Genomic DNA, 22,702 nt, shown 5'->3' with positions numbered 1-22,702 from the left:
CCTCCGGCTTGGTGATCCGCCGCATTATCGGCGGGACGCTGATCGCGCTGGTGGCGCTGGTTGTCATCGCCATTCTGGTGTGGCGTGGCGACATCCTGCGGTCCGGCCTGGACCCCGAGGTGCCGTTCCAGACTTACGATCCTCCGCCGGCGACGGACTACGCCGACGTGTCCGCCTGGGCGCTCAGAGATGCGGGGAACGAAGGCGGCGCGGCGATTTTCTTCATTCATTCCACCACCTACGATGGCGGAGATCACTGGAACGCGCCCATCGATCAGCCCGAGTCCGAGAGGTGGCTGTGGCGATCGGTTCTGCCCAATCACGCAGCCCTCTTCTCGCGGTCGGGCCTTGTCAGCGCGCCCCGCTACCGGCAGGCCAGCCTCTATACTCGTCTGACCATCCGCGAGGATGCGCGCGAAGCGAGGGTCTTTGCCTATCAGGACATTCTGGCCGCATTCGACGCCTGGCTGGCCCGCAATCCCGAAGGGCCCATCATTGTCGCGGGGGTGGAGCAGGGGGGCGAACTGGCTGCGCGACTGCTGCGCGAGCGAGTTGCTCCGGACACCGCGCTGCACGGGCGTCTGGTGGCCGCCTACCTCATGGACGCGACCGTTCCCGCCGATGAGTACGGCACGGGCGCCGCTTTGCCGGCGTGCCGCGATCGGGCGGAAACGGGCTGCGTCTTTGCCTGGGTGCAGGTCCGCGAGATGGACGATGAGACGCTTAGGCGGCTGGATCGACGGGCCATGGGCTGGACCGATCAGGGTACGCTCGAGCTGCTGGGAGACCGGCCCTACCTGTGCGTCAATCCGGTTCTCGGGGTGCGCACGGACCGCCGGGCAGAACAGCGCGAGCATCTGGGCGGCGCCAACGCCACGGATCTCGAATGGGGGGTTCGGCCCGCCTTCCTGAACCGGCAGGTCTCGGCCCAATGCCAGGATGGCGTGCTGCGTTACTCCCGTCCGGCATCCGACGTTTTCGGCCCGACAGGATCCTGGGCTGATCGCAGAAAAGCGCCGTCATACAACCTTTTCTATGCCGATCTTGAAGCCGACGTGGAGCGTCGTCTGCAGGCGTGGGATCAGTCCGCAGCCGGTCGGTCGGCCCGCCAGTCGAACAGCGCCTCCAGCACCTGAACCGCATAACCGCGTTCGCTGGCCAAGTCTGGGTCTCGGTTCAGGATCAGGCGGGCGTCGTCGTACGCCGCCAGGATCAGTTCGCGGTGCCGCATGGGATCGGCGAAGCGGTAGGCGGGAAAGCCACTCTGTTTCAGGCCCAGCGGGTCGCCACCGCCGCGCAGGCGGAAATCCTCCTCCGCGATCTCGAAGCCGTCCTCCGAGCGGCGCAGCACGTCCAGCCGCTCGCGCGCCACCACGCCCAGATCGCCGTACAGCAGGATGCAGGCGCTTTGCTTCGAACCGCGGCCCACGCGACCGCGCAGCTGGTGCAACTGGGCCAGACCGAAGCGGTCCGCGTGTTCGATGACCATGATGGTGGCGTTGGGTACATCGACGCCCACCTCCACCACCGTGGTGGCCACCAGCACCGGCACGTGGCCCTCGGAAAAGGCGGTCATGACGCTTTCGCGGTCGGCGCCGTTCATCTGGCCGTGGGCCAGGCCCACGTTCAGGCCCAGATGGGCGCGCAACTCCACGGCCCGCGCCTCGGCTGCCGCCAGGTCAATGGCCTCGGATTCGGCCACCAGCGGACAGATCCAGTAGGCCTGCGCCCCCTCGGCCACAGCGGCCTTGAGCCGGTTCGCCACCTCGTCAATGCGCGCCAGCGGCAGGACCGCGGTGGTCACCGGCGTGCGGCCGGGCGGCTTCTCGCGCAGGCGCGACACGTCCAGATCGCCGTACTGGGTCAGTTCCAGCGTGCGGGGGATGGGGGTGGCAGACATGGTCAGCAGGTGCACGCCGTCGCGGCCCTTGGCCTGCAACCGCTGGCGCTCATTGACGCCGAAGCGGTGCTGTTCGTCGATGACGGCCAGGGCCAGGTCGTGGAACGCCACGGCGTCCTGGAAAAGGGCGTGGGTGCCGATGGCGACCTGGGCCTCGCCCGAGGCCAGGGCCGCCAGCTTGGGCCGTCGCTCCGCCGCCGTGTCGCGCCCGGTCAGCAGGACGGCGCGCACCCCGGCGTTGTCCAGCATGGGGGCCAGCCGCTGGTGATGCTGTCGGGCCAGGATTTCCGTGGGCGCCATCAGGGCGGATTGCCGGCCGCTGGCCGCCGCGTCGGCCATGGCGATGGCGGCCACGGCCGTCTTGCCCGAGCCCACGTCGCCCTGCAGCAGCCGCCCCATCTGTTCGCCCGAGGCCAGATCGGCGCGGATCTCGACCACCGCCTGTTTCTGGGCGCCGGTCAGCTCGAAGGGCAGGGCGGCAAGCACCTGTTCAGACGCCGGACCGGGCGCAATGACCGGGGCCCCCACCGTCTGACGCGACTGGCGTCTACGGGCCAGGGCCAGCTGATGCGCCAGCAGTTCGTCATAGGCCAGGCGAAGGCGCGGGGCGGCGTCCGGCGACAGGTCGGCCTCGGTCCGGGGGTTGTGCAGGGTCTCCAGCGCCGCGCGCCAGCCGGGCCAGCGTTTGCGCTCAATCCAGGCCGGGTCCTGCCATTCGGGCAGTTCGGGCGCGGTGTTGAGCGCCTCCAGCGCGAGACGGCGAACGATGCGGCGCGCCAGGCCCTCGGTGGAGGGATAGACCGTCTCGGCCAGCGGAATGTCGCCTGCGGCTTCGACCTTGACGACGTCGGGGTGGGCGATCTGGATCTCGTTGTTGAAGATCTCGACCTTGCCGCTGATGACGCGCCGCTCGCCCGGCGGGACGAGCCGCTCCAGATGCGGGCCGCCGCGGAACCAGATCAGGTGCACGAAGCCGGTGGAGTCCGAGGCCCGGACCTTCCACGGGGCGCCGATTTTGTGGGGGCGGATGTGGCGGTCGATGACCACGTCCAGAATCGCCACCTCGCCCTCGAGGGCCTGATCCGCCGTGATGGCGCGGCGATGCACGAGGCCGGTGGGGGCCAGGAACAGCAGATCGCGCACCAGCGGACCGGCCACCTTGCCGATCTGGGGCGCGACCTTGGCGCCCACGCCCTTCAGGGTGGTGACCTCGGCGAACAGGGGAAAGAGAATCTCGGGCCGCATTTCTGCAGCATAGCTGGTGGCGTCGGGCCGTGTGGAACGCTATGTGAACTTCCCGATTAATTTGACGGAACGGAATGCACCGTGGCCGAGGAATTCGCACGTCCGCTACCGCGTGAAGAGCGCCTGAGACGCCTGAGCTTCCGCGCCTGGCGGCGGGGCTTCCGTGAGGCGGACATGGTGCTGGGCCCGTTCGTGGACCGCATCGCTGTCGACTATTCGGACGCGCAGCTGGATGTGCTTGAGGCCCTGATGGCCAATGAGGATCAGCCGCTCTACGGCTGGATCATCGAGCGCGAACCGGCCCCGGACGAGTTCGACACACCGGTTCTGGCTGACATCCGCGCCTTCATGACCGAGCATGTGGCCGTCGCGGTCCAGAAGGGCATCGGCTGATGGACGGTTCGATCATCGCCGTCGACGATCGCGAGCTTTCGGGCACGCCCGAGGGGCTGGACGCCCGCCTGCTGGCCGAGCATCTGGCGGAGACCGGCGGCGCGGCCCTGTTCGTGGCGCGGGACTATGCGCGGGCGGGCGCCTTTGTTCAGGCATTCCGGTTCTTCGCCCATGACGTTGATGTGCTTGAGTATCCGGCCTGGGACTGCCTGCCCTATGACCGGATGAGCCCGACGCCGGCGGTGTCGGCCCAGCGGATGGCTGCCCTGACCCGGCTGGCGCGGCGCGACCCCGGGGACCGGACCCCGCTGCTGATCGTCGCCACGGTCGGGGCGGTGACCCAGCGCACCCCGCCGCGCGAGGCCACCACGGCCGCCGCCTTCGAGACCCGCGTGGGCCGGGAACTGGATACGACGGCGCTGGAAGCCTATTTCGCCGTCAACGGCTATGTGCGTGCTTCCACGGTGTCGGAGCGCGGCGAGTTCGCCATCCGGGGCGGCGTCATCGACGTGTTCCCGCCCGGCTTCGACGAGCCGGTGCGTCTGGACATGTTCGGGCAAGAGCTGGAGTCGATCCGGTCCTTCGATCCGGGCACCCAGCGCTCCACCCAGCAACTGACGACGGTGGAGCTGTCGCCGGTGTCCGAGGTGCTGCTGGACGCCGATTCCGTGTCGCGGTTCCGCCAGGGCTATCTGAACATGTTCGGAGCAGCGGGTGACGACCCGCTCTACGCCGCCGTCAGCGCGGGCGCGCGGCGTCAGGGCGCCGAGCATTTCCTGCCGCTGTTCTACGAGCGGATGGAGACCTTTTTTGATTATCTGCCAGAGGGTTCACCTGTCTTCCTTGACCACCATGTGGAGGATGCCAGGGGCGAGCGCCTGACCCTGGCGCGCGACGCTTATGAGTCCCGGCGCGAGGCGTCGCAGGGCAGAGGCGGCTCGGCTTATCGGGCCCTGCCGCTGGACCGGCTGTATCTGGACGACGAGGACTGGCGCGGGGCCCTGGCCCCCCGGCCGGTGCGGCGGTTCAGCCCGTTCCAGCGCGACGGCGAGGAAGCGGGCGGCCGCCTGGGACGCAACTTCGCCGCCGAGCGGGCGCAGGACAGCGTCAATCTGTTCGCCGCCGTGGCCGACCACGCCAAACGCCTGAAAGGGCAGGGCCAGCGCGTCCTGTTCGCCTCGTGGACCGAGGGGTCGTCGGACCGGTTGTCCTCCATGCTGACCGACCACGGGCTGGATCACATCGTCGCCGTACGCGACTGGCGCGATGTGAAGGCGGCGCCCGAGGGGCTGTACCTGCGCGCGGTGTTGCCGGTGGACACCGGCTTCATCACCGACGACCTGGCGGTGATTTCCGAGACCGACATCCTGGGCGACCGTCTGGCGCGGCCGCGCCGCAAGCGCCGTGCGTCAAATTTCCTGGCCGAGGCCTCGGCCCTGACCACCGGCGATCTGGTGGTGCACCTGGATCACGGCATCGGCCGCTATGAGGGCCTGAAGACCCTCGAAATTCAGGAAGCGCCCCACGACTGTCTGGAACTGCTCTATGCGGGCGAGTCCAAGCTGTATCTGCCGGTCGAGAACATCGATCTGCTGACCCGCTACGGGACCGATTCCGACGGGGTCCAGTTGGACCGACTGGGCGGAGCCGCATGGCAGGGTCGCAAGGCCAAGGCCAAGGAGCGGCTGCGCGACATGGCCGAGGGTCTGATCGCCCTGGCGGCCAAGCGCGCCCTGCGCACCACCGATGCCGTGACCCCGCCTTCGGGCCTGTTCGACGAGTTCTGCGCCCGCTTCCCCTACGAGGAGACGGACGATCAGCTGAACGCCATCGGCGACGTGCTGGAGGATCTGGGCAAGGGCCAGCCCATGGACCGGCTGATCTGCGGAGACGTGGGCTTCGGCAAGACCGAAGTGGCCCTGCGCGCCGCCTTCGTGGCGGCCATGAGCGGGATGCAGGTGGCCGTGGTCTGCCCCACGACCCTGCTGTCGCGCCAGCACTACAAGACCTTCACCGACCGCTTCGCCGGCTGGCCGGTCACGGTGCGCCAGCTGTCGCGCATGGTCCCGGGCAAGGAGGCCAACGAGACGCGCGCGGGCCTGAAGGACGGCTCGGTGGAGATCATCGTGGGCACCCACGCGGTGCTGTCCGAACAGGTCGGTTTCAAGAACCTGGGCCTGGTGATCGTCGACGAGGAGCAGCACTTCGGCGTCAAGCACAAGGAGAAGCTCAAGAACCTGCGCGCGGACGTGCACCTGCTGACCCTGACCGCGACGCCTATCCCGCGCACCCTGCAGATGGCCCTGACCGGCATCCGCGAGATGTCGATCATCGCCACCCCGCCGGTCGACCGTCTGGCGGTGCGCACCTATGTGGCGCCGTGGGACCCGGTGATGGTGCGCGAGGCCCTGCTGCGCGAGAAATATCGCGGCGGTCAGGCTTATTACATCGCGCCGCGCCTGTCGGACCTGCCCGACATCGAGAAATTCCTGCGTGAGCACGTTCCCGAGGTGAAGTTCGTGGTGGGCCACGGTCAGCTGGCGCCGACCCAGCTGGAGGAGGTCATGGGCGCCTTCTACGACGGGTCCTATGACGTGCTGGTGTCCACCACCATCGTGGAATCAGGCCTCGACATCCCCACGGCCAACACCCTGATCGTGCACCGCGCCGACATGTTCGGCCTGGCCCAGCTGTATCAGATCCGGGGCCGGGTCGGCCGGTCCAAGGCGCGGGCCTTCGCCTATCTGACCACGGACCCGAAGAAGCCCATGACCCTGTCGGCCGAGCGACGGCTGCAGGTGCTTCAGTCGCTGGACAATCTGGGGGCGGGCTTCCAGCTGGCCAGCCACGATCTGGACCAGCGCGGCGGCGGCAATCTGCTGGGCGACGAACAGTCGGGCCATATCCGTGAGGTGGGCGTCGAGCTGTACCAGCAGATGCTGGAGGACGCGGTCGCCGAACTGCGCGAGAAGGGCGAACAGGCCCCCGACCGCGGTTGGTCGCCCCAGATCAACGTGGGCGCCGCCGTCCTGATTCCAGAGAGTTATGTGCCGGACCTGAATGTCCGTCTCAGCCTGTATCGCCGTCTGTCAGACGCCGAGCAATCCACCGACCGCGAAGCCCTGGCCGCCGAACTGATCGACCGCTTCGGCCCGCTGCCGGACGAGGCGGCGCAGCTGCTGCGCATCGTGGAGATCAAGGCCAACTGCCGCACGGCCAACATCGCCAAGATCGACATGGGCCCCATGGGCGCCGTGCTGACCCTGAGGAACGACACCTTCCCCAACCCGGGCGGCCTTGTCGGGATCATCCAGAAGAACCCCGCCGCGTGGAGGATCCGTCCCGACCAGAAGATCGTCGTCAAGGGCGATTGGCCCACAGCGGAAGAACGCCTGAAGGCCGCCGAACGCATGACGGCGGCCCTGGCCAAGGTCGCGGCGGGTTAGGATCTTCGCGCGGCCCCGCTGTCCGGCGCCCCGCTCAGGACCATATGGGCTTCAACTGACTCTGCATGTCACCGCTTGCCCGCACGGCGACCATGACCTAACCCTCGCGCCGAAATCACGAGGAGACGATCATGAATCTGGCCCTTCTTTTCCCCGGTCAGGGCAGCCAGAGCGTGGGCATGGGCGCGCAACTGGCCGACGCCTTTCCCGCCGCCCGCGAGGTGTTTCAGGAAGTGGACGACGCGCTGGGCCAGAAGCTCAGCATGATCATGCGCGAGGGCCCCGAGGATCAGCTGACCCTGACCGAAAACGCCCAGCCGGCCCTGATGGCCGTGTCGCTGGCGGTGATCCGGGTGCTGAAGGTGGAGTTCGGGGTGGACGTGTCGCGCGCCGCCTTTGTCGCGGGCCATTCGCTGGGCGAGTATTCGGCTCTGGCGGCGGCCGGCGCCCTGTCGGTGGCGGACACCGCGCGTCTGCTGAAGCTGCGCGGCCAGTCGATGCAGAAGGCCGTGCCGGTGGGCAAGGGGGCCATGGCCTCGCTGATCGGACCCAAGTCCGACCTGGCCCTGGCGGAAGAGGCGGCGAAGGCCGGCTCCGCGCTGGGCGTTTGCGTCGTGGCAAACGACAACAACAACGGCAATGTGGTGATCTCCGGCGAGAAGGCGGCCGTGGACCGGGCTATCGAAAAGGCCAAGGAGCTGGGCGCGCGCGCCATTCCGCTGAACGTCTCGGCGCCGTTCCACTGCCCACTGATGCAGCCGGCCGCAGAAGCCATGGCCGACGCTCTGGCCGACGCGAAGATCATCGCGCCCTCGGTTCCGGTGGTGGCCAACGTCACCGCCAGCCCTGAGACAGACCCGGAAGTCATCCGCCGTCTGCTGGTGGAGCAAGTCACCGGCCGCGTGCGCTGGCGCGAATCCATGGAGTGGATGGCCACCGAAGGCGGCGTTCTGCGGTTCGCCGAGGTCGGATCTGGCAAGGTCCTGACCGGCATGGCCAAACGCATCGCGCCGGACGCCGAGAGCGTCGCCCTGACCGGGCCGGAAGAGCTGGAAGCGTTCGCCCGGTCGCTGTGATCAGGCCGCCGCGATGTCTGTCGCAATCGCCGCGCGGATGTCGCCTGCCACCGGGGCCGACTGGCCGAACTGCTGCAGCATGATGGTCCCGGCGGTGCGGCGCATGGGGTCCAGCCAGCCCTGCGTGCCCGCCGCGCCGCCCCAGCCGAACTCGCCCGCCGTGTCGCTGTCCGGCAAGCCCACGCCCCCGCCGAAGCCGACGCGGAAGGCGCCGTTTTCGGGGTTCACGCCCTCGGGCAGGATGTCGGTGCGGATCATCCGTGCGGTTTCGGGCGCCATGACGCGCACCCGGCCGGCGCGCCCGTCGTCGAGGATGGTGGTCAGGAAGGCCAGATAATCGCGCGTTGACGACACCAGCCCCGCGCCGCCAGCGAACAGGGTGACGGGTTCGGCGTAGGCGGTCGTGGCGACCGGGTCGACCACCTCTCGTCCGCCGTCTGCGTAGTTGTAGAGCGCCGCAAACCGGCGACGGTCGGCTGCGCCGCGCAACCGCCAGACCGTATCGTCCATGCCAATGGGATCGAACAGGCGGCGCTGGACGAAGTCGGGGAAGCTCCTGCCCGAAGCCCGCTGAATGACCAACCCCAGCACGTCTAGTGAGATGGAATAGCGGTATTCCGTCCCGGGTTCATACGTCAGCGGAATGGGCGCCAGGGCCCGGGCCAGATCATCAAGATCGCGCACCTTGGGTCCGTCGATGTCGCGCGGCGACAGATTGTAGCCCGTGAAAGGAAAAATTCCGGCCCGACTGTAAGCTGTGGCTACCGGGTGGTCGCCGATGAAGTGATAGGTGAAGCCCGCCGTGTGGGTCAGCAGGTGACGGACGGTCATGGTGCGCGTGACGGGAGGAGGAAACTCCGGACTGAGAGTCCTGTTGGTCAGGACGGTCAGATTGGCGAACTCGGGAATGAGCCAGGTCACCGGTGTGTCCAGGGTCAGCAAGCCGTCCTCGATCAGCAGGGCGGCGGCCGCCCCCGTGATCGGCTTGGTCATGGAATAGATGCGCCACAGGGTGTCTTCGTCTGCCGGCGTCGCGCCGTCGAAGTCCAGCGAGCCGGCCTCGAGGAACACGTTCTGTCCCTCGGGCAGGCGCACGCCGACGCTGATGCCCGGGACGTGCCCGGCCGCCACATGGCGGTCCATGGCCGCCTGGGTGGAGGGAAGAAGCCGCGCCGCCTCAGCCGGCGTGATCCCGCCCGCGCACCCCGCCAGCGCCAGACCCGCGCCGGACAGCATCAGATGACGCCGGTTCAGATGGATGGTCATGGCGAGCCTCCCGCTATCTCTATCCGCCAGAGCTTCCACTGGAAAACTGGCGATGTCGAGCGCATCGGGCTAGGACGGCGGCCACAGGATTCCCAGGAGACACTCATGTTCAATCTTTCGGGCAAGACGGCGCTGGTCACGGGCGCGACGGGCGGCATCGGCGGGGCGGTGGCCCGGGCGCTGCATGCGCAGGGCGCCAGCGTGGTGCTGTCGGGCACGCGCGAGTCGGTGCTGGCCGAGCTGGCTGGCGAGCTGGGTGAGCGCGCCTTCGCCGCCGCCGCCAACCTGTCGGATCCCGATTCTGTGGACGGCCTGGTGGCGCGGGCGGAAGCGGCGGCCGGCGCGCCGCTGGACATTCTGGTGGCCAATGCGGGCATCACGAAAGACGGCCTTCTCATGCGCATGAAGGACGAGGACTGGGACGCGGTCATCAAGGTCAATCTGGAAAGCTATTTCCGGTTGGCGCGCGCGGCCGTGAAGGGCATGATGAAGCGTCGCTCGGGCCGCATCATCGGCATGGCCTCGGTGGTCGGGGTGACAGGCAATCCCGGCCAGACCAACTACGCCGCGTCCAAGGCGGGCATGATCGGCTTCTCCAAGGCCCTGGCCCAGGAAGTGGGCTCGCGCGGCATCACCGTGAACTGCATCGCGCCGGGCTTCATCGCCAGCCCCATGACCGACGACCTGACCGAACAGCAGCGCGACGCCATCCTGACCCGCATCCCCGCCGGTCGGCTGGGCACGGGCGACGAGATCGCGGCGGCGGCCGTCTATCTGGCCTCGGACGAAGGCGCCTATGTCACCGGCCAGACCCTGAACGTGAACGGCGGCATGGCCATGATCTGAGGCGGGACGCCTCGGCTCACATTCATGTCATGACGGGCTGTTTCCTCCCGTTACCGGCGTGCTAAACATCAATTCGCGCTACCAGCCAGCGGTTCCGTGGGCTATGGGACTTGCGAAACCAGCGGCTTCGTGACAACGGAGCGCGACCATAAAGACCGCCACACAGGCGTATCTAGGAAGGCATCAGATTCATGTCCGACACTCTCGAACGCGTCCGCAAGATCGTCATCGACCACCTGGACGCCGATCCGGACAAGGTGACCGAAAAGGCCAGCTTCATCGACGACCTGGGCGCCGACTCGCTCGACAACGTCGAGCTGGTGATGGCCTTTGAAGAAGAATTCGACATCGAGATCCCCGACGACGCCGCCGAGCACATCCAGACGGTCGGCGACGCGGTGAAGTTCATCGACGAGAAGACCGCGGGCTGATTTCGGCCCCGTTCTGACGGTTTCGCGGCCGCCGGCCTGTCCTCTTGCGGGACCGCCGGCGGCCGTTACTGTTTCAGGCTCCGTTCGGGGCCACGGCCTGATTTGAGTTTAAGGAGCTGACCATGCGCCGCGTCGTGATCACGGGCATCGGCCTCGTCACCCCCCTCGGCTGGGGCGTCGAGCACAGCTGGAAAAACATCCTGGACGGCAAGTCCGGAGCCGGACAGATCACGCTGTTCGACACCGAGGGCTACGGCTGCACCATCGCCTGCGAAGTGCCGGGCGTGGACGGACGCGGCGGCGGCGGACCCGGCGTTGCCGGCAGCTTCGACGCCGACCAGATCATGTCGGCCAAGGACCGCAAACGGGTCGACGACTTCATCCTGTTCGCCATCGCCGCCGCCGACGAGGCCCTGGCTGACGCGAACTGGAAGCCCGAATCGGCCGAGGATCAGGAAGCCACCGGCGTCATGATCGGCTCGGGCATCGGCGGGCTGAAACCCATCGCCGACACCGCCCTGGTGCTGAAGGAACAGGGCCCCCGTCGGGTCAGCCCGTTCTTCATCCCCTCGGCCCTGATCAATCTGGCGTCCGGCCAGGTGTCGATCCGCCACGGCCTGAAAGGGCCGAACCACTCCGTCGTCACCGCCTGCGCCACCGGCGCCCACGCCATCGGCGACGCGGCGCGCATGATCGCCCTGGGCGATGCAGACGTGATGGTTGCCGGCGGCGCGGAAAGCGCCATCGTGCCGGTTGGCATCGCCGGCTTCCTGGCCTGCCGCGCCCTGACCACCAGCTTCAACGAAACGCCCGAAAAGGGCAGCCGACCCTACGACCGCGATCACGACGGCTTCGTCATGGGCGAGGGCGCGGGCGTTCTGGTGCTGGAAGAGTACGAGCACGCCAAGGCGCGCGGCGCGAAGATCTACGCCGAGGTGGCCGGCTACGGCATGAGCGGCGACGCCTATCATATCACCGCCCCGTCCGAGGACGGGGAGGGCGGTCAGCGGGCCATGAAGATGGCGCTGAAGCGCGCCGGGATGCAGCCGTCGGACATCGACTACGTCAACACCCACGGCACCTCGACCATGGCCGACTGGATCGAACTGAAGGCTATCGAGCGGCTGCTGGGCGACCATGCCAGGAACGTGTCCCTGTCCTCCACCAAGTCCATGATCGGCCACCTGCTGGGCGCCGCCGGGGCGGTAGAGGCGGCGTTCTGCGCCCTCGCCATCCGTGACCAGATTGCGCCGCCCACCATCAATCTGGACGATCCCGAGCACGAGACGGCCATCGACATGGTCAAGGACAAGGCCAAGGCGCGAAAGATCGACGTGGCCGTGTCCAACAGCTTCGGCTTCGGCGGCACCAACGCCTGTCTGATCCTCAAGTCGGTGTCCTGAGATGGCCCTGTTCCGTCGGCGGGGGGAAACGCCGGAACAGAAGAAGGGCGGCCTCGTCGCCGGCCTGATCGGCGCCACGGCCACGCTCAGTCTGGTGGCCATCGCCGGTCTGGTGTGGGTCTGGAGCGTCTACTGGGGCCCAGGCCCGCGTGCGGAGGGCGGCGAGACCACCACCGTGGTTCTGCGCTCCGGCGCCGGGGTCTCGGAAATCGGCGAGGCCCTGCACGAGGCCGGGGTGATCCGCTCGCCAGACATGTTCCGCGCCGCCGCCAGCCTGAGCGGAGCCGACCGTCGGCTGCGCGCGGGCGAGTACGAGATCGAATCGCGTCTGTCCCTGTCGGGCGTCATCGACAAGCTGGTGTCCGGCGAGGTGGTGCGCCATTTCGTGACCCTTCCCGAAGGCCGATCCTCCGCCCAGGCCTGGGACATCCTCAACGCCGAGGAGGTGCTGACCGGCGAGATCGCCATTCCTCCCGAAGGCTCGTTGTTGCCCGAGACCTATGAAGTCACCCGCGGCGAAACCCGCGCCGAGGTCGTGCGCCGCATGCAGCAGGCCCACGACGAGGTGCTGGCCGAACTGTGGGCCGGACGCGCGCCGAACCTGCCCATCAACACGCCCGAAGAAGCCGTGATCCTCGCCTCCATCGTCGAGAAGGAGACCGGTCTGGCCGAGGAGCGGCCGCAGGTGGCGGCGGTGTTCATCAGCCGCCTGCGCCGCGGCATGCGGCTGGAGAGCGACCCCACTATCGTCTACGGCGTCAACGGCGGCCGTCCGCTGGGCCGCGGGATTCGTCGTTCCGAGCTGGATCGGGTGACGCCCTACAACACCTACCGGATCGACGGGCTGCCGCCGACGCCCATCGCCAATCCGGGTCGCGAGGCCCTGGCGGCGGTCATGAACCCGCCGGAGACCGAGTATCTGTTCTTCGTCGCGGACGGCACGGGCGGCCACGCCTTCGCCCGCACCTATGATGAGCATCTGCGCAACGTTGCCCGCTGGCGCGCCATCGAGGCCCAGCGCGCCGCTGAACCCGCCGAGGTGGTGTCGCCTGAGGAAGCGCCGGACGCCGTGGCGGGGCAGGGCGCGCCCATTCGTCTGCCGGAGACGGCGCCGTGACCGCCTTGGCCAGCATGACCGGCTTCGGCCGGGCCGAGGGCGCTCACCAGGGCTGGACTTGGGCGGTCGAGGCGCGCTCGGTCAACGGGCGCAATCTGGAAGTTCGCTTTCGCGGCCCGCCGGGCTTCGACGGTCTCGAAAGGGCCACGCGCGAGGCGGCGCAGGCCCGGTTCCAGCGCGGCCAGATTACCCTGGGGGTGCAGGCCCGCCGGGCCGAGAGCGATCAGTCCCTGGTGTTGAACGAGGCGGTGCTGGAGCAGTACACGGCCATGGCGGAACGTCTGGCCGGACGCGGCTTCGCCCCGGCCTCGGCCGACGGCCTGCTGGCCCTGCGCGGGGTCATGGAGGCGCCGCAGGAGGACGCCGACCCCGAGACCCGCGCCGCCCTCGAGGCGGCCATGGTCGTCAGCATCGATCAGGCGCTGGACGCCCTGTCCGCCTCTCGCGCCGCGGAGGGCGAGCGCCTGTCCCCGGTCGTCACCGGCCTGATCGAACGCATCGAGGGTCTGGTCGGTCAGGCCGAATCCGAGGCCGCGGCCCAGACCGACGCCATCCGCGAGCGCTTCACCCGTCGCATGAACGATCTGGCGCCCGACGCGCCGGATATGGCTGACCGTATCGTGCTGGAAGTTGCCGCCCTGGCCGCCCGGGCCGACGTGCGCGAGGAACTGGACCGCCTGACCGCTCACCTCGATTCGGCCCGCACCCTGTCGAAAGGCGGGGCGGTGGGCCGCAAGCTGGACTTCCTGATGCAGGAGTTCATGCGCGAGGCGAACACCCTGTGCTCCAAGTCCGCCACCACGCGGCTGACCGCCGTGGGCCTTGACCTCAAGGCCGCCATCGAACAGTTGCGTGAGCAGGTCCAGAATGTCGAATAATCAAACCCCTCGCCGCGGCGTCCTGCTGATCGTCGCCAGCCCCTCGGGGGCCGGCAAGACGTCGCTGTGCCGTCGCCTGATGGCCGACCACGGCGGGCTGGAGCTGTCCATCTCCATGACCACCCGGCCCATCCGCCCCGGTGAGGTGGACGGCCGCGACTACAATTTCGTCAGCCACGACGAATTCCAGCGGCTGGTGGATCAGGACGCGTTTCTGGAATGGGCCGATGTGCACGGCCAGCGCTATGGCTCGCCCCGGGCGCCTATCGACCGGGCTCTCGCCGAGGGCCGGGACGTCCTGTTCGACATCGACTGGCAGGGTGCGGAACAAGTGGCCCGGAAATGCCCCGAGGACGCAGTGCGAGTCTTCATCCTGCCGCCGAGCCTCGAGGAGCTGCGTCGTCGCCTGATCACCCGGTCTCAGGACGCGCCCGAGGTCATCGAACGGCGCATCAAGAATGCGAAGGGGGAGATCGAGCACTGCGACGTCTTCGACTACGTCTTCGTCAACGATGATTTCGACCGCTCCTACGCCGAGCTGGCCCACATCTATCACGCCGAACGCAGCCGCCGTTTCCGCAACCTTTGGGTTACAGACTACAAGTCCGCCCTGCTGCGCGAAGTGGTCTGAAGGGCTGATCAAGCGTTCGATCGCGCTTACGGTCCTGTGGCCGGATGGCCGTCACGCTTGAACCGGCCGCGTTTGACGCCACATACTCATCCGAACACCGTCGGAATCGGCGGGCGGCCCGAATGTCCGGGTCGTGGGTCCGAGATGATCGAGGGCCCTGAAAGCAGTGAGCATCATGTCCGAGTCCAAGATTCTCCCCGTTCTGCCGCTTCGGGACATCGTCGTCTTTCCGCACATGGTCGTGCCCCTGTTCGTGGGCCGCGAGAAATCCGTTCGTGCGCTCGACGAGATCATGAAGGGCGAGAAACAGATCCTGCTTGCCACCCAGAAGAACTCGGTGGACGACGATCCGGCGGCCGACGCCATCTATCCCATCGGGGTCCTGGCCACCGTCTTGCAACTGCTGAAGCTGCCCGACGGCACCGTGAAGGTGCTGGTGGAGGGCAAGTCTCGCGCCCGCCTCACGTCCTTCACCGAGCGTGAGGAGTTCTACGAGGCCAGCGCCGTCGAGATCGACGATGAGGACGGCGACGCCGATGAGGCCGAGGCCCTGATCCGCGCCGTGGTCGAGCAGTTCGACAACTACGTGAAGCTGAACAAGAAGATCCCGCCCGAGGCGCTCAGCTCCATTCCCCAGATCACCGAGCCGTCCAAACTGGCGGACTCCGTGGCCGCGCACCTGTCGGTGAAGATTTCCGACAAGCAGAGCCTGCTGGAGACCATCAGCGTCCCGCGCCGGCTGGAGAAGGTCTACGGCCTCATGGAGGGCGAGATCAGCGTCCTGCAGGTGGAGAAGAAAATCCGCTCGCGCGTCAAGCGCCAGATGGAGAAGACCCAGCGCGAGTACTATCTGAACGAGCAGATGAAGGCGATCCAGCGCGAGCTGGGCGAAACCGACGATCAGCGCGACGAGATCCTCGAGATCGAGACGCGCATCCGCAAGACCAAGCTGACCAAGGAGGCGCGCGCCAAGGCCGAGGCTGAGGTCAAGAAGCTGCGCAACATGTCGCCCATGTCGGCGGAATCCACCGTGGTTCGCAACTATCTGGACTGGCTGCTGTCGATCCCGTGGGGCAAGGCCCGCACCAAGCCCATCGACCTTGCCAAGGCCGAGACCATTCTTGAGGAGGACCACTACGGTCTGGAAAAGGTCAAGGAACGGATCATCGAGTACCTGGCCGTCCAGGCCCGCACCAACAGCCTGAAGGGCCCGATTCTTTGCCTGGTGGGCCCTCCCGGCGTGGGCAAGACCTCGCTGGCCGCCTCCATCGCCAAGGCGACGGGGCGTGAGTATGTGCGCATGTCGCTGGGCGGCGTGCGGGACGAGGCCGAAATCCGCGGTCACCGCCGCACCTACATCGGCTCCATGCCCGGCAAGATCATCCAGTCCATGAAGAAGGCCAAGACCACCAACGCCTTCGTACTGCTGGACGAGATCGACAAGCTGGGCGCCGACTGGCGCGGGGATCCGTCCTCGGCCCTGCTGGAGGTGCTGGACCCGGCGCAGAATTCGACCTTCGGTGACCACTATCTGGAGGTGGACTACGACCTGTCGAATGTCATGTTCGTGACCACGGCCAACAGCCTCAACATGCCCCAGCCGCTGATGGACCGGATGGAGATCATCCGCGTCGCCGGCTATACCGAGGACGAGAAGGTCGAGATCGCCAAGCGCCACCTGCTGCCCAAGCTGGCCAAGGACCACGGCCTGAAGGACGGCGAGTGGATCGTGCCGGAAGACACCATCCGCGACACCATCCGCTACTACACCCGCGAGGCGGGCGTGCGCTCGCTGGAGCGGGCCCTCGGCGGGCTGGCCCGCAAGGCCGTGCGCGAGATGGCGCGCGGCGATGTCCTTTCCATCACCGTGGATGACGCCAAGCTGGCCGAGTACGCCGGCGTCCGCAGATATCGTCACGGCGAGACGGACGAGGAAGACCAGGTCGGCATCGTTACGGGTCTGGCCTGGACCGAGTTCGGCGGGGACATCCTGACCATCGAGGCCATCAAGATGCCGGGCCGCGGCCGCATGACCGTGACCGGCAACCTGAAGGACGTGATGAAGGAATCCATCTCGGCCGCCGCCAGCTATGTGCGCGCCAGGGCCTTGGCCTTCGGGGTCAAGCCGCCGGTGTTCGAGAAGACCGACATCCACGTGCACGTGCCGGACGGCGCTACGCCCAAGGACGGCCCCTCGGCGGGCGTGGCTATGACCGTGGCCATGGTCTCGGTCCTGACCGGTATTCCGATCCGCAAGGACATCGCCATGACCGGCGAGATCACCCTGCGCGGGCGGGTCACCGCCATCGGCGGCCTGAAGGAGAAGCTGCTGGCCGCTCTGCGTTCCGGCGTGAAGACCGTGCTGATCCCGCAGGAGAACGAAAAGGACCTCGCCGACGTGCCGGAAAACGTCAAACAGGCGTTGGAGATCGTGCCGGTCTCCACGGCCGACGAGGCGCTGAAATGGGCCCTGACGGGCAGCCTGACGCCGGTGGAGTGGGACGAGGAAACCGAGCCCCTCCCGCCTGCGCCGCCTGCGGGGACCGGCGCGGAGACTGCGATCGCCCACTGATCAGTGCGGATTCCTGTCGAAATGGGACATAAACCCCCAATTTAAAGGGACTCCGGACGGTTTCCCTTTTGACGCGAGGGAAAAGCTGGCCTTTAGTCGGAAGGGTAGGGCCGAGGCCGAGTCGTCTTCTGGACGGCAGCTGCGCCCCATATAGGGCTGGAGAAAACTGTAATGACGAAAGCTGAACTCATCGCCGCCATTTCCGATGGCGCCGGGATCACGCGCGACCAGGCCAAGAAGGCCCTGGACGTGTTCACCGAGAGCGTGACCAACTCGCTGAAGTCCGGCGAAGACGTGCGTCTGGTCGGTTTCGGCAGCTTTGTGGCGACCGAGCGCAAGGCCGGCCTGGCGCGCAACCCGCGCACCGGCGAGACCGTTCAACGCGCCGCTTCCAAGACCGCGCGCTTCCGCGTCGGCGAAGGTCTGAAGAGCGCCCTGAACGGCTAATCCGGTTCATGCGTTGTTCGATCAGGGCGCGGGCCGTGTGGTTCGCGCCCTGTTCAATTGAGGGCGGCTAGCTCAGCTGGAAGAGCATCTCGTTTACACCGAGAGGGTCGGCGGTTCGAACCCGTCGCCGCCCACCAACCCCGTCAGACGGACAGCGCCGCGGGCTTGCTGTCCGCGCCGAGGCGCCGCCACGCGGCCAGGGCCTGCCCGGTTACCTGATCCATGTTGTAGTAGCGGTAGGTCGCCAGCCGACCCACGAACGAGACCTCCGGCCGGCTGGTCGCCAGCGCCTCGTACCGCTTGAACAGCGTTTGGTTTTCCGCCCGGGGGATGGGGTAATAGGGGTCACCCTCCGCAGTGGGGTGCTCGTAGGTGATGCTCGTGCGCGCGTGTTGCTGGCCGGTGAGGTGCTTGTACTCGGTGACCCGCGTGTAGGGCGTGCTTTCCGCGGGGTGATTGACGGTGGCGACCGACTGAAACCACTCCTGATCCAGCGTCTCATGCTGGAACCGCAGCGACCGGTAGGGAAGCCGGCCGTAGCGGTGGTCGAAGAACTCATCGATAGGACCGGTGAAGACCAGTCGCCGGTGGGCCACATCCTCGACCACGTCGCGATACTCCACGCCTGTCTCGATCTGGATGTTCTTGTGATCGAGCATGTTCTCGAACATTCGCGTGTAGCCATCCAGCGGCATCGCCTGGAAGGCGTCGGTGAAATAGCGATCGTCCGTGTTGACCCGGGTCGGTACGCGGGCCGTCACCGACTTGTCCAGTTCTGAGGGATCCAGCCCCCACTGCTTGCGCGTGTAGCCTTGGAAGAAGGTTTCATAGAGCTCTCGCCCGATGGCGTTGACCACCACATCCTTCGAAGTTCGGATCCGCTCCACAGGTTCGGCGCGGGAAGCCAGATAGGCCTCGGCGGCTTCGTCCGACCGCAGGTCCAGGTCGTAGAGTGCGTTCAGCGTGGTGCGATTGATGGGCATGGGGACGAGCTTGTCGCCGACCTGCGCGAGCACGCGATGCTCGTAGGGGCGCCACGCGGTGAACCGCGACAGGTAGTCAAAGATGTCTGCGGAATTGGTGTGAAAGATGTGCGGTCCGTACTGGTGGATCAGCACGCCGGCGTCGTCCAGTCGGTCAAAGGCATTGCCGGCGATGTGCCGGCGGCGGTCGATCAGCAGCACCGTCTTGCCCTGTGACGCCAGCCGCTCGGCCATAACGGATCCCGCGAACCCGGCGCCGACCACAAGCGCGTCATACTGGACACGGCGCGCCGGAGGCGCCGCGGGTTTGGGGGGCGAGAGGCGGCGGCGCACCGCCGTGTCCAGCAGGGCGGACATGCGCAGATGGGTCTGGTCCCAGGACAGGGACGCGAGGCTTTGGTCGGCTTCGGCCAGCCATCCGTCATCGTCGCCCCTGGCCAGCGCCAAAGCGGCGTCGCAGGCCTCGACGAAGGCCTCCGGGGTCGCGGCGACGCGCACCGCCTCCAGGTCTCCGTAATGGCGAATGACGTCCCGGATTGGCGTCGAAACCACCGGCCGCCCTGCGCAGAGGTACTCCGGCGTCTTGGTGGGGCTGATGAATTGCGTGGAGTCATTTATGGCGAACGGCATCAGCGCCACGTCCCACCCGGCCAGACACTCAGGCAACTCGTCATAGGTGCGGGGGCCGGGCCACGACAGGTTGGCACGACGGGGCAGGCTCTCAGGCGTGATCTTCGCGACCGGGCCGACGATCTCGATGTCCCAGTCAGGGCGCTGATCGGCCAGAAACGCGATCAGGTCGAGGTCCAGCCGTTCATCTATGACGCCATAAAAGCCAAGTCTCGCGCGCCGGGGGCCCGCGCCCCGCGCCCGGGGGCCGCCCCGCGGCGAAGTGCGGGCGGTCCACGCTGGAGGGAAACGGGTGAATGTCGCTGTGCTGGTCCTGTTTGGCCTCGAACAGGCTGTAGCCCCCGGTGAAAACCACATCCGCAGCGCGGAACAGGTCTTTTTCCAGCGCTCTGAGTTCAGGGGGCGCAAATTTGAAGTTCGCCAGCTCGTCCATGCAGTCATAGACCACGGCGGCGGCGTCGAGCCCCCGCGTGAGGGGCAGCATCATCGGCGTATAGAACCAGAGCACGGGCCGCTGGATGTGCTGGGCGGCCAGCGTGTCCACGAGCATCTGTGCGAGCGCGGCGGTCTTGACGTGGTCGTCCAGGTCGAGCGCGAGGCGCGGCGTCGCAACAATGACTCCGCTTTTGCCGCAGACGCTGACATCGACGGAGGACGGCGCTCCGGGCTCGGAGGGCAGGGGCTCCTCGAAATAGAGCACCGTCCGGGTCTGGGCGAACCGGCCCATCAGGTGCTGGGGTCGCTGGAACACGAAATCCCATCGCAGATGCGAAAGGCATACGATCGCCTCCTCCCGTCCGTGTGGAAGCGCGATCACATCTGCGCAGATGGGGTGGGGTGGTCGCCGATCCATGGTGGGGTCCTTGAGCGAGGGGCGGGTATGGCCAACCTACGGAACAAGCGATGGTTTCTCCGGCCTGAAAGCCAAGGGTTTCTACAAGGCCTAAAGTTGGACTTCGGACATTGCGCGGGGCTTCGGGAACGGCGGATACAGGATCCGTCGGGGCTCCTCCCACCACCCGGACGAGCGGTGTCGAGGAGCCGGGTCGCCGTCCGCGAGGGTGCGCACGAGATCAGCCAGGGCTGTTGGCCGGGGGGCGCCGGAGGACACATCGAAGGCGCCGGCTTCGTAGTGGTTTTTCGGCTCCGTCACGAGACTGTCCCAATCGTGACTGCCCAGCAGGGCCCAGACGGTGACCGCGCGCACATCGACCCCGCGGCTGCGCGCCCGTGAGGCGGCCTCCCAGCACATGGACAGCCAGCGCCGCTGCGAATCCGTGTCGCAGCCCAGGTGGCATTCGGTGATGGCGATGGGTAGTTCGTATCGCTTCCAGAGCGTCTCCAGACTGCGCGCCCACCCGCAAGGATAGTCGTCCACCACCCGCACGGCCTCCACGTCGGCGTAGGCGATCCTGCCGTTGCCACCCCGGGTCCCGGCCGGGTAACGATGGAGCCGATGATCGAGCAGACGGTCGCTGGTCACGTAGTGATTGAGCCCCAGAACGTCGGGCGGGCAGGGGGCGTCGGCGATCGCCTTCGCCCGGTCGGCGAGACCGGACCGCTCCAGATCCGGCCAGAGTGGATGTCCGGGTACGACCCGGCCGATCAGAAGGTCCCATGTGGCGAGGCGTCGCTCGTTCTCGTGGCGGGCCTGGCCCTCACAGGGCGGTGTGCTCCACGTGTGGCCGAAATCCTCGGTCTGGATCAATCGCGCCGCCGGATTGACCGCGCGGATGGCCTCCATGGCCAGCCGGGTGGCGTCCACCTGATTGATCAGCGCCAGCCAGAACGCGCCTTCGTCGCGGGCGTGGGGATGCCAGTGGCCGTAGAGGGCGCTGAACCGCGCGGTCGTCAAAGGCTCATTGACGGGCGTCCAGTCGTCCACCCACGGATAGCGGGTGGCGACGGCGGCCGCGAAGCGCGCCAGTCCTTCGGCGAAGGCGGGGTCCAGCAGGTTCGTCCAGGACGGACCCGCCCCATGGTGCAGCAGGCCGAGGACCGGGCGCAGGCCCAGGTCTTTCAACCGTTGAAGTCGCTGGTCAGCCCAGCCCCAGTCGAAGCGCCCCGGCGCGGTTTCGGTCCGCTCCCACAGCACCGGAAAGCGGATCGCCTTGAGGCCCAGATCGGCGAAGAGGTCCAGGTCGTCCAGCCGGTCCTGATGGCCGGACAAGACCGTCTGGTCGCGCCAGACGTCGCCCACACGATTGACCGTGCATTCGTGACCGCCCCAGAGTTCCAGTGCGTTCACGCCACCTCGCTCAGGACGTCGGCCAGACCCGGCCCGAAGGCGGGGCGGCGTCGCCATGCAGCGGCGGTGGCCACAATCTCATCGAGATCCGTGTAGCGGGGCCGCCAACGCAGCCCGCGCTGCGCGCGTCCCGGATCCGCCACCAGACTGGCGGGATCGCCGGACCGGCGAGCGCCCATCGCATGCGGCGTCGCGCGGCCGACGGTTCGACTGACCGCAGCGATGACCTCAAGCACGGAATAGCCGCGCCCTGTTCCCAGGTTCATGGCGGCGAACCCGTCAGGGCCGGGATCCGCTTCAAGCGCCAGCACGTGAGCGCGCGCCAGATCGGAGACGTGCACATAGTCGCGGACGCAGGATCCGTCGGGGGTGGGGAAGTCGCCGCCGAACACCGTCAGGGCGGGACCCAGGCCCAGGGCCGCCTCGATCGCCAGCGGGATCAGATGGCTTTCGGGATCATGGGCTTCGCCGAGGTCGCCCTCCGGATCAGCTCCGCAGGCATTGAAATAGCGCAGCGCGGTAGCCTGGATGCCGTAGGCCCGCGCGTAGGCGGCGATCAGCCTTTCGGCCGCCAGCTTCGTGTCTCCATAGGGGTTGATCGGCAGCAGGGGGAGGGTTTCTCCCAGCGGCTCCAGCGATCCGTTTTCGGGCTGGCCGTACACAGCTGCGGTCGAGGAGAAGACCAGCCGGCTCACGCCCGAGGCGCGCATCGCCTGCAGCACCGCCGCCACACCGTTCAGATTGTAGTCCCAGAAAGCGTCGGGCTCGCGGACCGAGCGGCCGACCTCAATGAGACCGGCGAAATGGATCACACTGTCGACGGCATGGTCGTGGATGCACCGCCGTACGGCCTCGACATCCCTGACGTCTCCAATCACCAGCGGCCCCCAGCGCACAGCTTCGGCGTGCCCGTTGCTGAGATCATCCAGGACGATGGGAATATGCCCCGCACGAGCGAGAGCCTTGGCCGTGTGGGATCCGATGTATCCCGCGCCGCCCGTCACCAGGACACGTCGTGTACCACTCATGAGCTTCTCCTGACCAACCGGGGCCAACCGGTGCGGAGGCGGCGCGTTCCTGTGTCAGGTACTGGACGTAGCGGCGCGGCCCGGCCCCCCGGCCCCCCGGCGTCCGTCGGGTCTGACCAGGCCGGTTCTTAACCTATGTGAGTGCGCCGCCGCTCGGGAACC

At 67.6% G+C, this 22,702-nt stretch carries 18 protein-coding genes and 1 tRNA gene; 13 read left to right on the top strand and 6 right to left on the bottom strand.

Features of this window, described 5'->3' with window-relative positions; genetic code table 11:
* Nucleotides 1-11 precede the first annotated feature (11 nt).
* Complete coding sequence (locus tag ACK4SE_RS07455; RefSeq protein ID WP_409690625.1) at nucleotides 12-1,136, top strand: DUF3089 domain-containing protein; 1,125 nt, start codon at nucleotides 12-14, stop codon at nucleotides 1,134-1,136.
* On the opposite strand, the gene recG is transcribed toward ACK4SE_RS07455, so the two are convergent.
* The gene (recG, locus tag ACK4SE_RS07450) at nucleotides 1,082-3,145 is read right to left on the bottom strand and encodes an ATP-dependent DNA helicase RecG (protein ID WP_409690622.1); all 2,064 of its coding nucleotides are present in this window, start codon (nucleotides 3,143-3,145) and stop codon (nucleotides 1,082-1,084) included. The genes ACK4SE_RS07455 and recG overlap by 55 nt on opposite strands.
* An 81-nt stretch (nucleotides 3,146-3,226) precedes the next feature.
* Between recG and ACK4SE_RS07445 the strand changes: the two genes are divergently transcribed.
* From ACK4SE_RS07445 to fabD, 3 genes are all read left to right on the top strand, one after another.
* Complete coding sequence (locus tag ACK4SE_RS07445) at nucleotides 3,227-3,538, top strand: succinate dehydrogenase assembly factor 2 (RefSeq protein ID WP_409690620.1); 312 nt, start codon at nucleotides 3,227-3,229, stop codon at nucleotides 3,536-3,538.
* Nucleotides 3,538-6,984 (top strand): transcription-repair coupling factor, encoded by a 3,447-nt coding sequence (mfd, locus tag ACK4SE_RS07440; RefSeq protein WP_409690617.1) that lies wholly within the window; start codon nucleotides 3,538-3,540, stop codon nucleotides 6,982-6,984. The genes ACK4SE_RS07445 and mfd overlap by 1 nt, the downstream gene beginning before the upstream one ends.
* Before the next feature lie 131 nt (nucleotides 6,985-7,115).
* Entirely contained in the window at nucleotides 7,116-8,060 is a 945-nt protein-coding gene (gene fabD / locus ACK4SE_RS07435; protein WP_409690614.1) for an ACP S-malonyltransferase, read from the top strand.
* On the opposite strand, the gene ACK4SE_RS07430 is transcribed toward fabD, so the two are convergent.
* Nucleotides 8,061-9,326, bottom strand: coding sequence for a serine hydrolase domain-containing protein (locus tag ACK4SE_RS07430; protein ID WP_409690612.1), 1,266 nt, complete (start codon nucleotides 9,324-9,326; stop codon nucleotides 8,061-8,063). It lies immediately after the preceding gene.
* A gap of 105 nt (nucleotides 9,327-9,431) precedes the next feature.
* Here ACK4SE_RS07430 and fabG point away from each other — a divergent pair, with 105 nt between their 5' ends.
* The 9 genes from fabG (at nucleotide 9,432) to ACK4SE_RS07385 (ending at nucleotide 17,788) form a co-directional block, all read left to right on the top strand.
* Entirely contained in the window at nucleotides 9,432-10,172 is a 741-nt protein-coding gene (gene fabG, locus ACK4SE_RS07425; RefSeq protein ID WP_409690609.1) for a 3-oxoacyl-[acyl-carrier-protein] reductase, read from the top strand.
* 191 nt (nucleotides 10,173-10,363) lie between these two features.
* On the top strand, nucleotides 10,364-10,603 hold the full coding sequence (locus ACK4SE_RS07420; protein WP_021697838.1) for an acyl carrier protein: 240 nt from the start codon (nucleotides 10,364-10,366) through the stop codon (nucleotides 10,601-10,603).
* Between the two features lie 122 nt (nucleotides 10,604-10,725).
* Nucleotides 10,726-12,006, top strand: coding sequence for a beta-ketoacyl-ACP synthase II (gene fabF / locus ACK4SE_RS07415; protein WP_409690606.1), 1,281 nt, complete (start codon nucleotides 10,726-10,728; stop codon nucleotides 12,004-12,006).
* A gap of 1 nt (nucleotide 12,007) precedes the next feature.
* A complete protein-coding gene (gene mltG / locus ACK4SE_RS07410; protein WP_409690603.1) occupies nucleotides 12,008-13,123 on the top strand; it encodes an endolytic transglycosylase MltG in 1,116 nt (371 codons plus the stop codon).
* Between the two features lie 14 nt (nucleotides 13,124-13,137).
* Complete coding sequence (locus ACK4SE_RS07405; protein WP_409690795.1) at nucleotides 13,138-14,001, top strand: YicC/YloC family endoribonuclease; 864 nt, start codon at nucleotides 13,138-13,140, stop codon at nucleotides 13,999-14,001.
* Complete coding sequence (gene gmk / locus ACK4SE_RS07400; RefSeq protein ID WP_409690600.1) at nucleotides 13,991-14,632, top strand: guanylate kinase; 642 nt, start codon at nucleotides 13,991-13,993, stop codon at nucleotides 14,630-14,632. Before ACK4SE_RS07405 ends, gmk begins: the two co-directional genes overlap by 11 nt.
* 175 nt (nucleotides 14,633-14,807) lie before the next feature.
* A complete protein-coding gene (gene lon / locus ACK4SE_RS07395) occupies nucleotides 14,808-17,204 on the top strand; it encodes an endopeptidase La (RefSeq protein WP_409690598.1) in 2,397 nt (798 codons plus the stop codon).
* A gap of 171 nt (nucleotides 17,205-17,375) precedes the next feature.
* Complete coding sequence (locus ACK4SE_RS07390) at nucleotides 17,376-17,651, top strand: HU family DNA-binding protein (RefSeq protein WP_409690595.1); 276 nt, start codon at nucleotides 17,376-17,378, stop codon at nucleotides 17,649-17,651.
* A 61-nt stretch (nucleotides 17,652-17,712) separates the two neighbouring features.
* Nucleotides 17,713-17,788 (top strand) — tRNA-Val (locus ACK4SE_RS07385).
* A gap of 6 nt (nucleotides 17,789-17,794) precedes the next feature.
* Here the strand turns inward: ACK4SE_RS07385 and glf are convergent.
* The 4 genes from glf to galE form a co-directional block, all read right to left on the bottom strand.
* The gene (glf, locus tag ACK4SE_RS07380) at nucleotides 17,795-19,366 is read right to left on the bottom strand and encodes a UDP-galactopyranose mutase (RefSeq protein ID WP_409690792.1); all 1,572 of its coding nucleotides are present in this window, start codon (nucleotides 19,364-19,366) and stop codon (nucleotides 17,795-17,797) included.
* Between the two features lie 82 nt (nucleotides 19,367-19,448).
* Nucleotides 19,449-20,117, bottom strand: coding sequence for a hypothetical protein (locus tag ACK4SE_RS07375; protein WP_409690592.1), 669 nt, complete (start codon nucleotides 20,115-20,117; stop codon nucleotides 19,449-19,451).
* A 90-nt stretch (nucleotides 20,118-20,207) separates the two neighbouring features.
* Nucleotides 20,208-21,512, bottom strand: coding sequence for a family 1 glycosylhydrolase (locus ACK4SE_RS07370; protein ID WP_409690589.1), 1,305 nt, complete (start codon nucleotides 21,510-21,512; stop codon nucleotides 20,208-20,210).
* Entirely contained in the window at nucleotides 21,509-22,540 is a 1,032-nt protein-coding gene (galE, locus tag ACK4SE_RS07365) for a UDP-glucose 4-epimerase GalE (protein ID WP_409690586.1), read from the bottom strand. The genes ACK4SE_RS07370 and galE overlap by 4 nt, the downstream gene beginning before the upstream one ends.
* Between the last annotated feature and the right edge of the window lie 162 nt (nucleotides 22,541-22,702).

Origin of the sequence: Brevundimonas sp., assembly GCF_046293315.1 — a bacterium.
GTDB lineage: Bacteria > Pseudomonadota > Alphaproteobacteria > Caulobacterales > Caulobacteraceae > Brevundimonas.
Note: the sequence above shows the minus strand (reverse complement) of the source record. Positions and strands in the feature narration are given on the sequence as shown.

Coding starts and splice junctions, on each gene's coding strand:
- recG (WP_409690622.1), bottom strand. CDS start 3,145: ATGCGGCCCGAGATTCTCTTTCCCCTGTTCGCCGAGGTCACCACCCTG.
- mfd (WP_409690617.1), top strand. CDS start 3,538: ATGGACGGTTCGATCATCGCCGTCGACGATCGCGAGCTTTCGGGCACG.
- fabD (WP_409690614.1), top strand. CDS start 7,116: ATGAATCTGGCCCTTCTTTTCCCCGGTCAGGGCAGCCAGAGCGTGGGC.
- ACK4SE_RS07430 (WP_409690612.1), bottom strand. CDS start 9,326: ATGACCATCCATCTGAACCGGCGTCATCTGATGCTGTCCGGCGCGGGT.
- fabG (WP_409690609.1), top strand. CDS start 9,432: ATGTTCAATCTTTCGGGCAAGACGGCGCTGGTCACGGGCGCGACGGGC.
- ACK4SE_RS07420 (WP_021697838.1), top strand. CDS start 10,364: ATGTCCGACACTCTCGAACGCGTCCGCAAGATCGTCATCGACCACCTG.
- fabF (WP_409690606.1), top strand. CDS start 10,726: ATGCGCCGCGTCGTGATCACGGGCATCGGCCTCGTCACCCCCCTCGGC.
- mltG (WP_409690603.1), top strand. CDS start 12,008: ATGGCCCTGTTCCGTCGGCGGGGGGAAACGCCGGAACAGAAGAAGGGC.
- ACK4SE_RS07405 (WP_409690795.1), top strand. CDS start 13,138: ATGACCGGCTTCGGCCGGGCCGAGGGCGCTCACCAGGGCTGGACTTGG.
- gmk (WP_409690600.1), top strand. CDS start 13,991: ATGTCGAATAATCAAACCCCTCGCCGCGGCGTCCTGCTGATCGTCGCC.
- lon (WP_409690598.1), top strand. CDS start 14,808: ATGTCCGAGTCCAAGATTCTCCCCGTTCTGCCGCTTCGGGACATCGTC.
- ACK4SE_RS07390 (WP_409690595.1), top strand. CDS start 17,376: ATGACGAAAGCTGAACTCATCGCCGCCATTTCCGATGGCGCCGGGATC.
- ACK4SE_RS07375 (WP_409690592.1), bottom strand. CDS start 20,117: ATGGATCGGCGACCACCCCACCCCATCTGCGCAGATGTGATCGCGCTT.
- galE (WP_409690586.1), bottom strand. CDS start 22,540: ATGAGTGGTACACGACGTGTCCTGGTGACGGGCGGCGCGGGATACATC.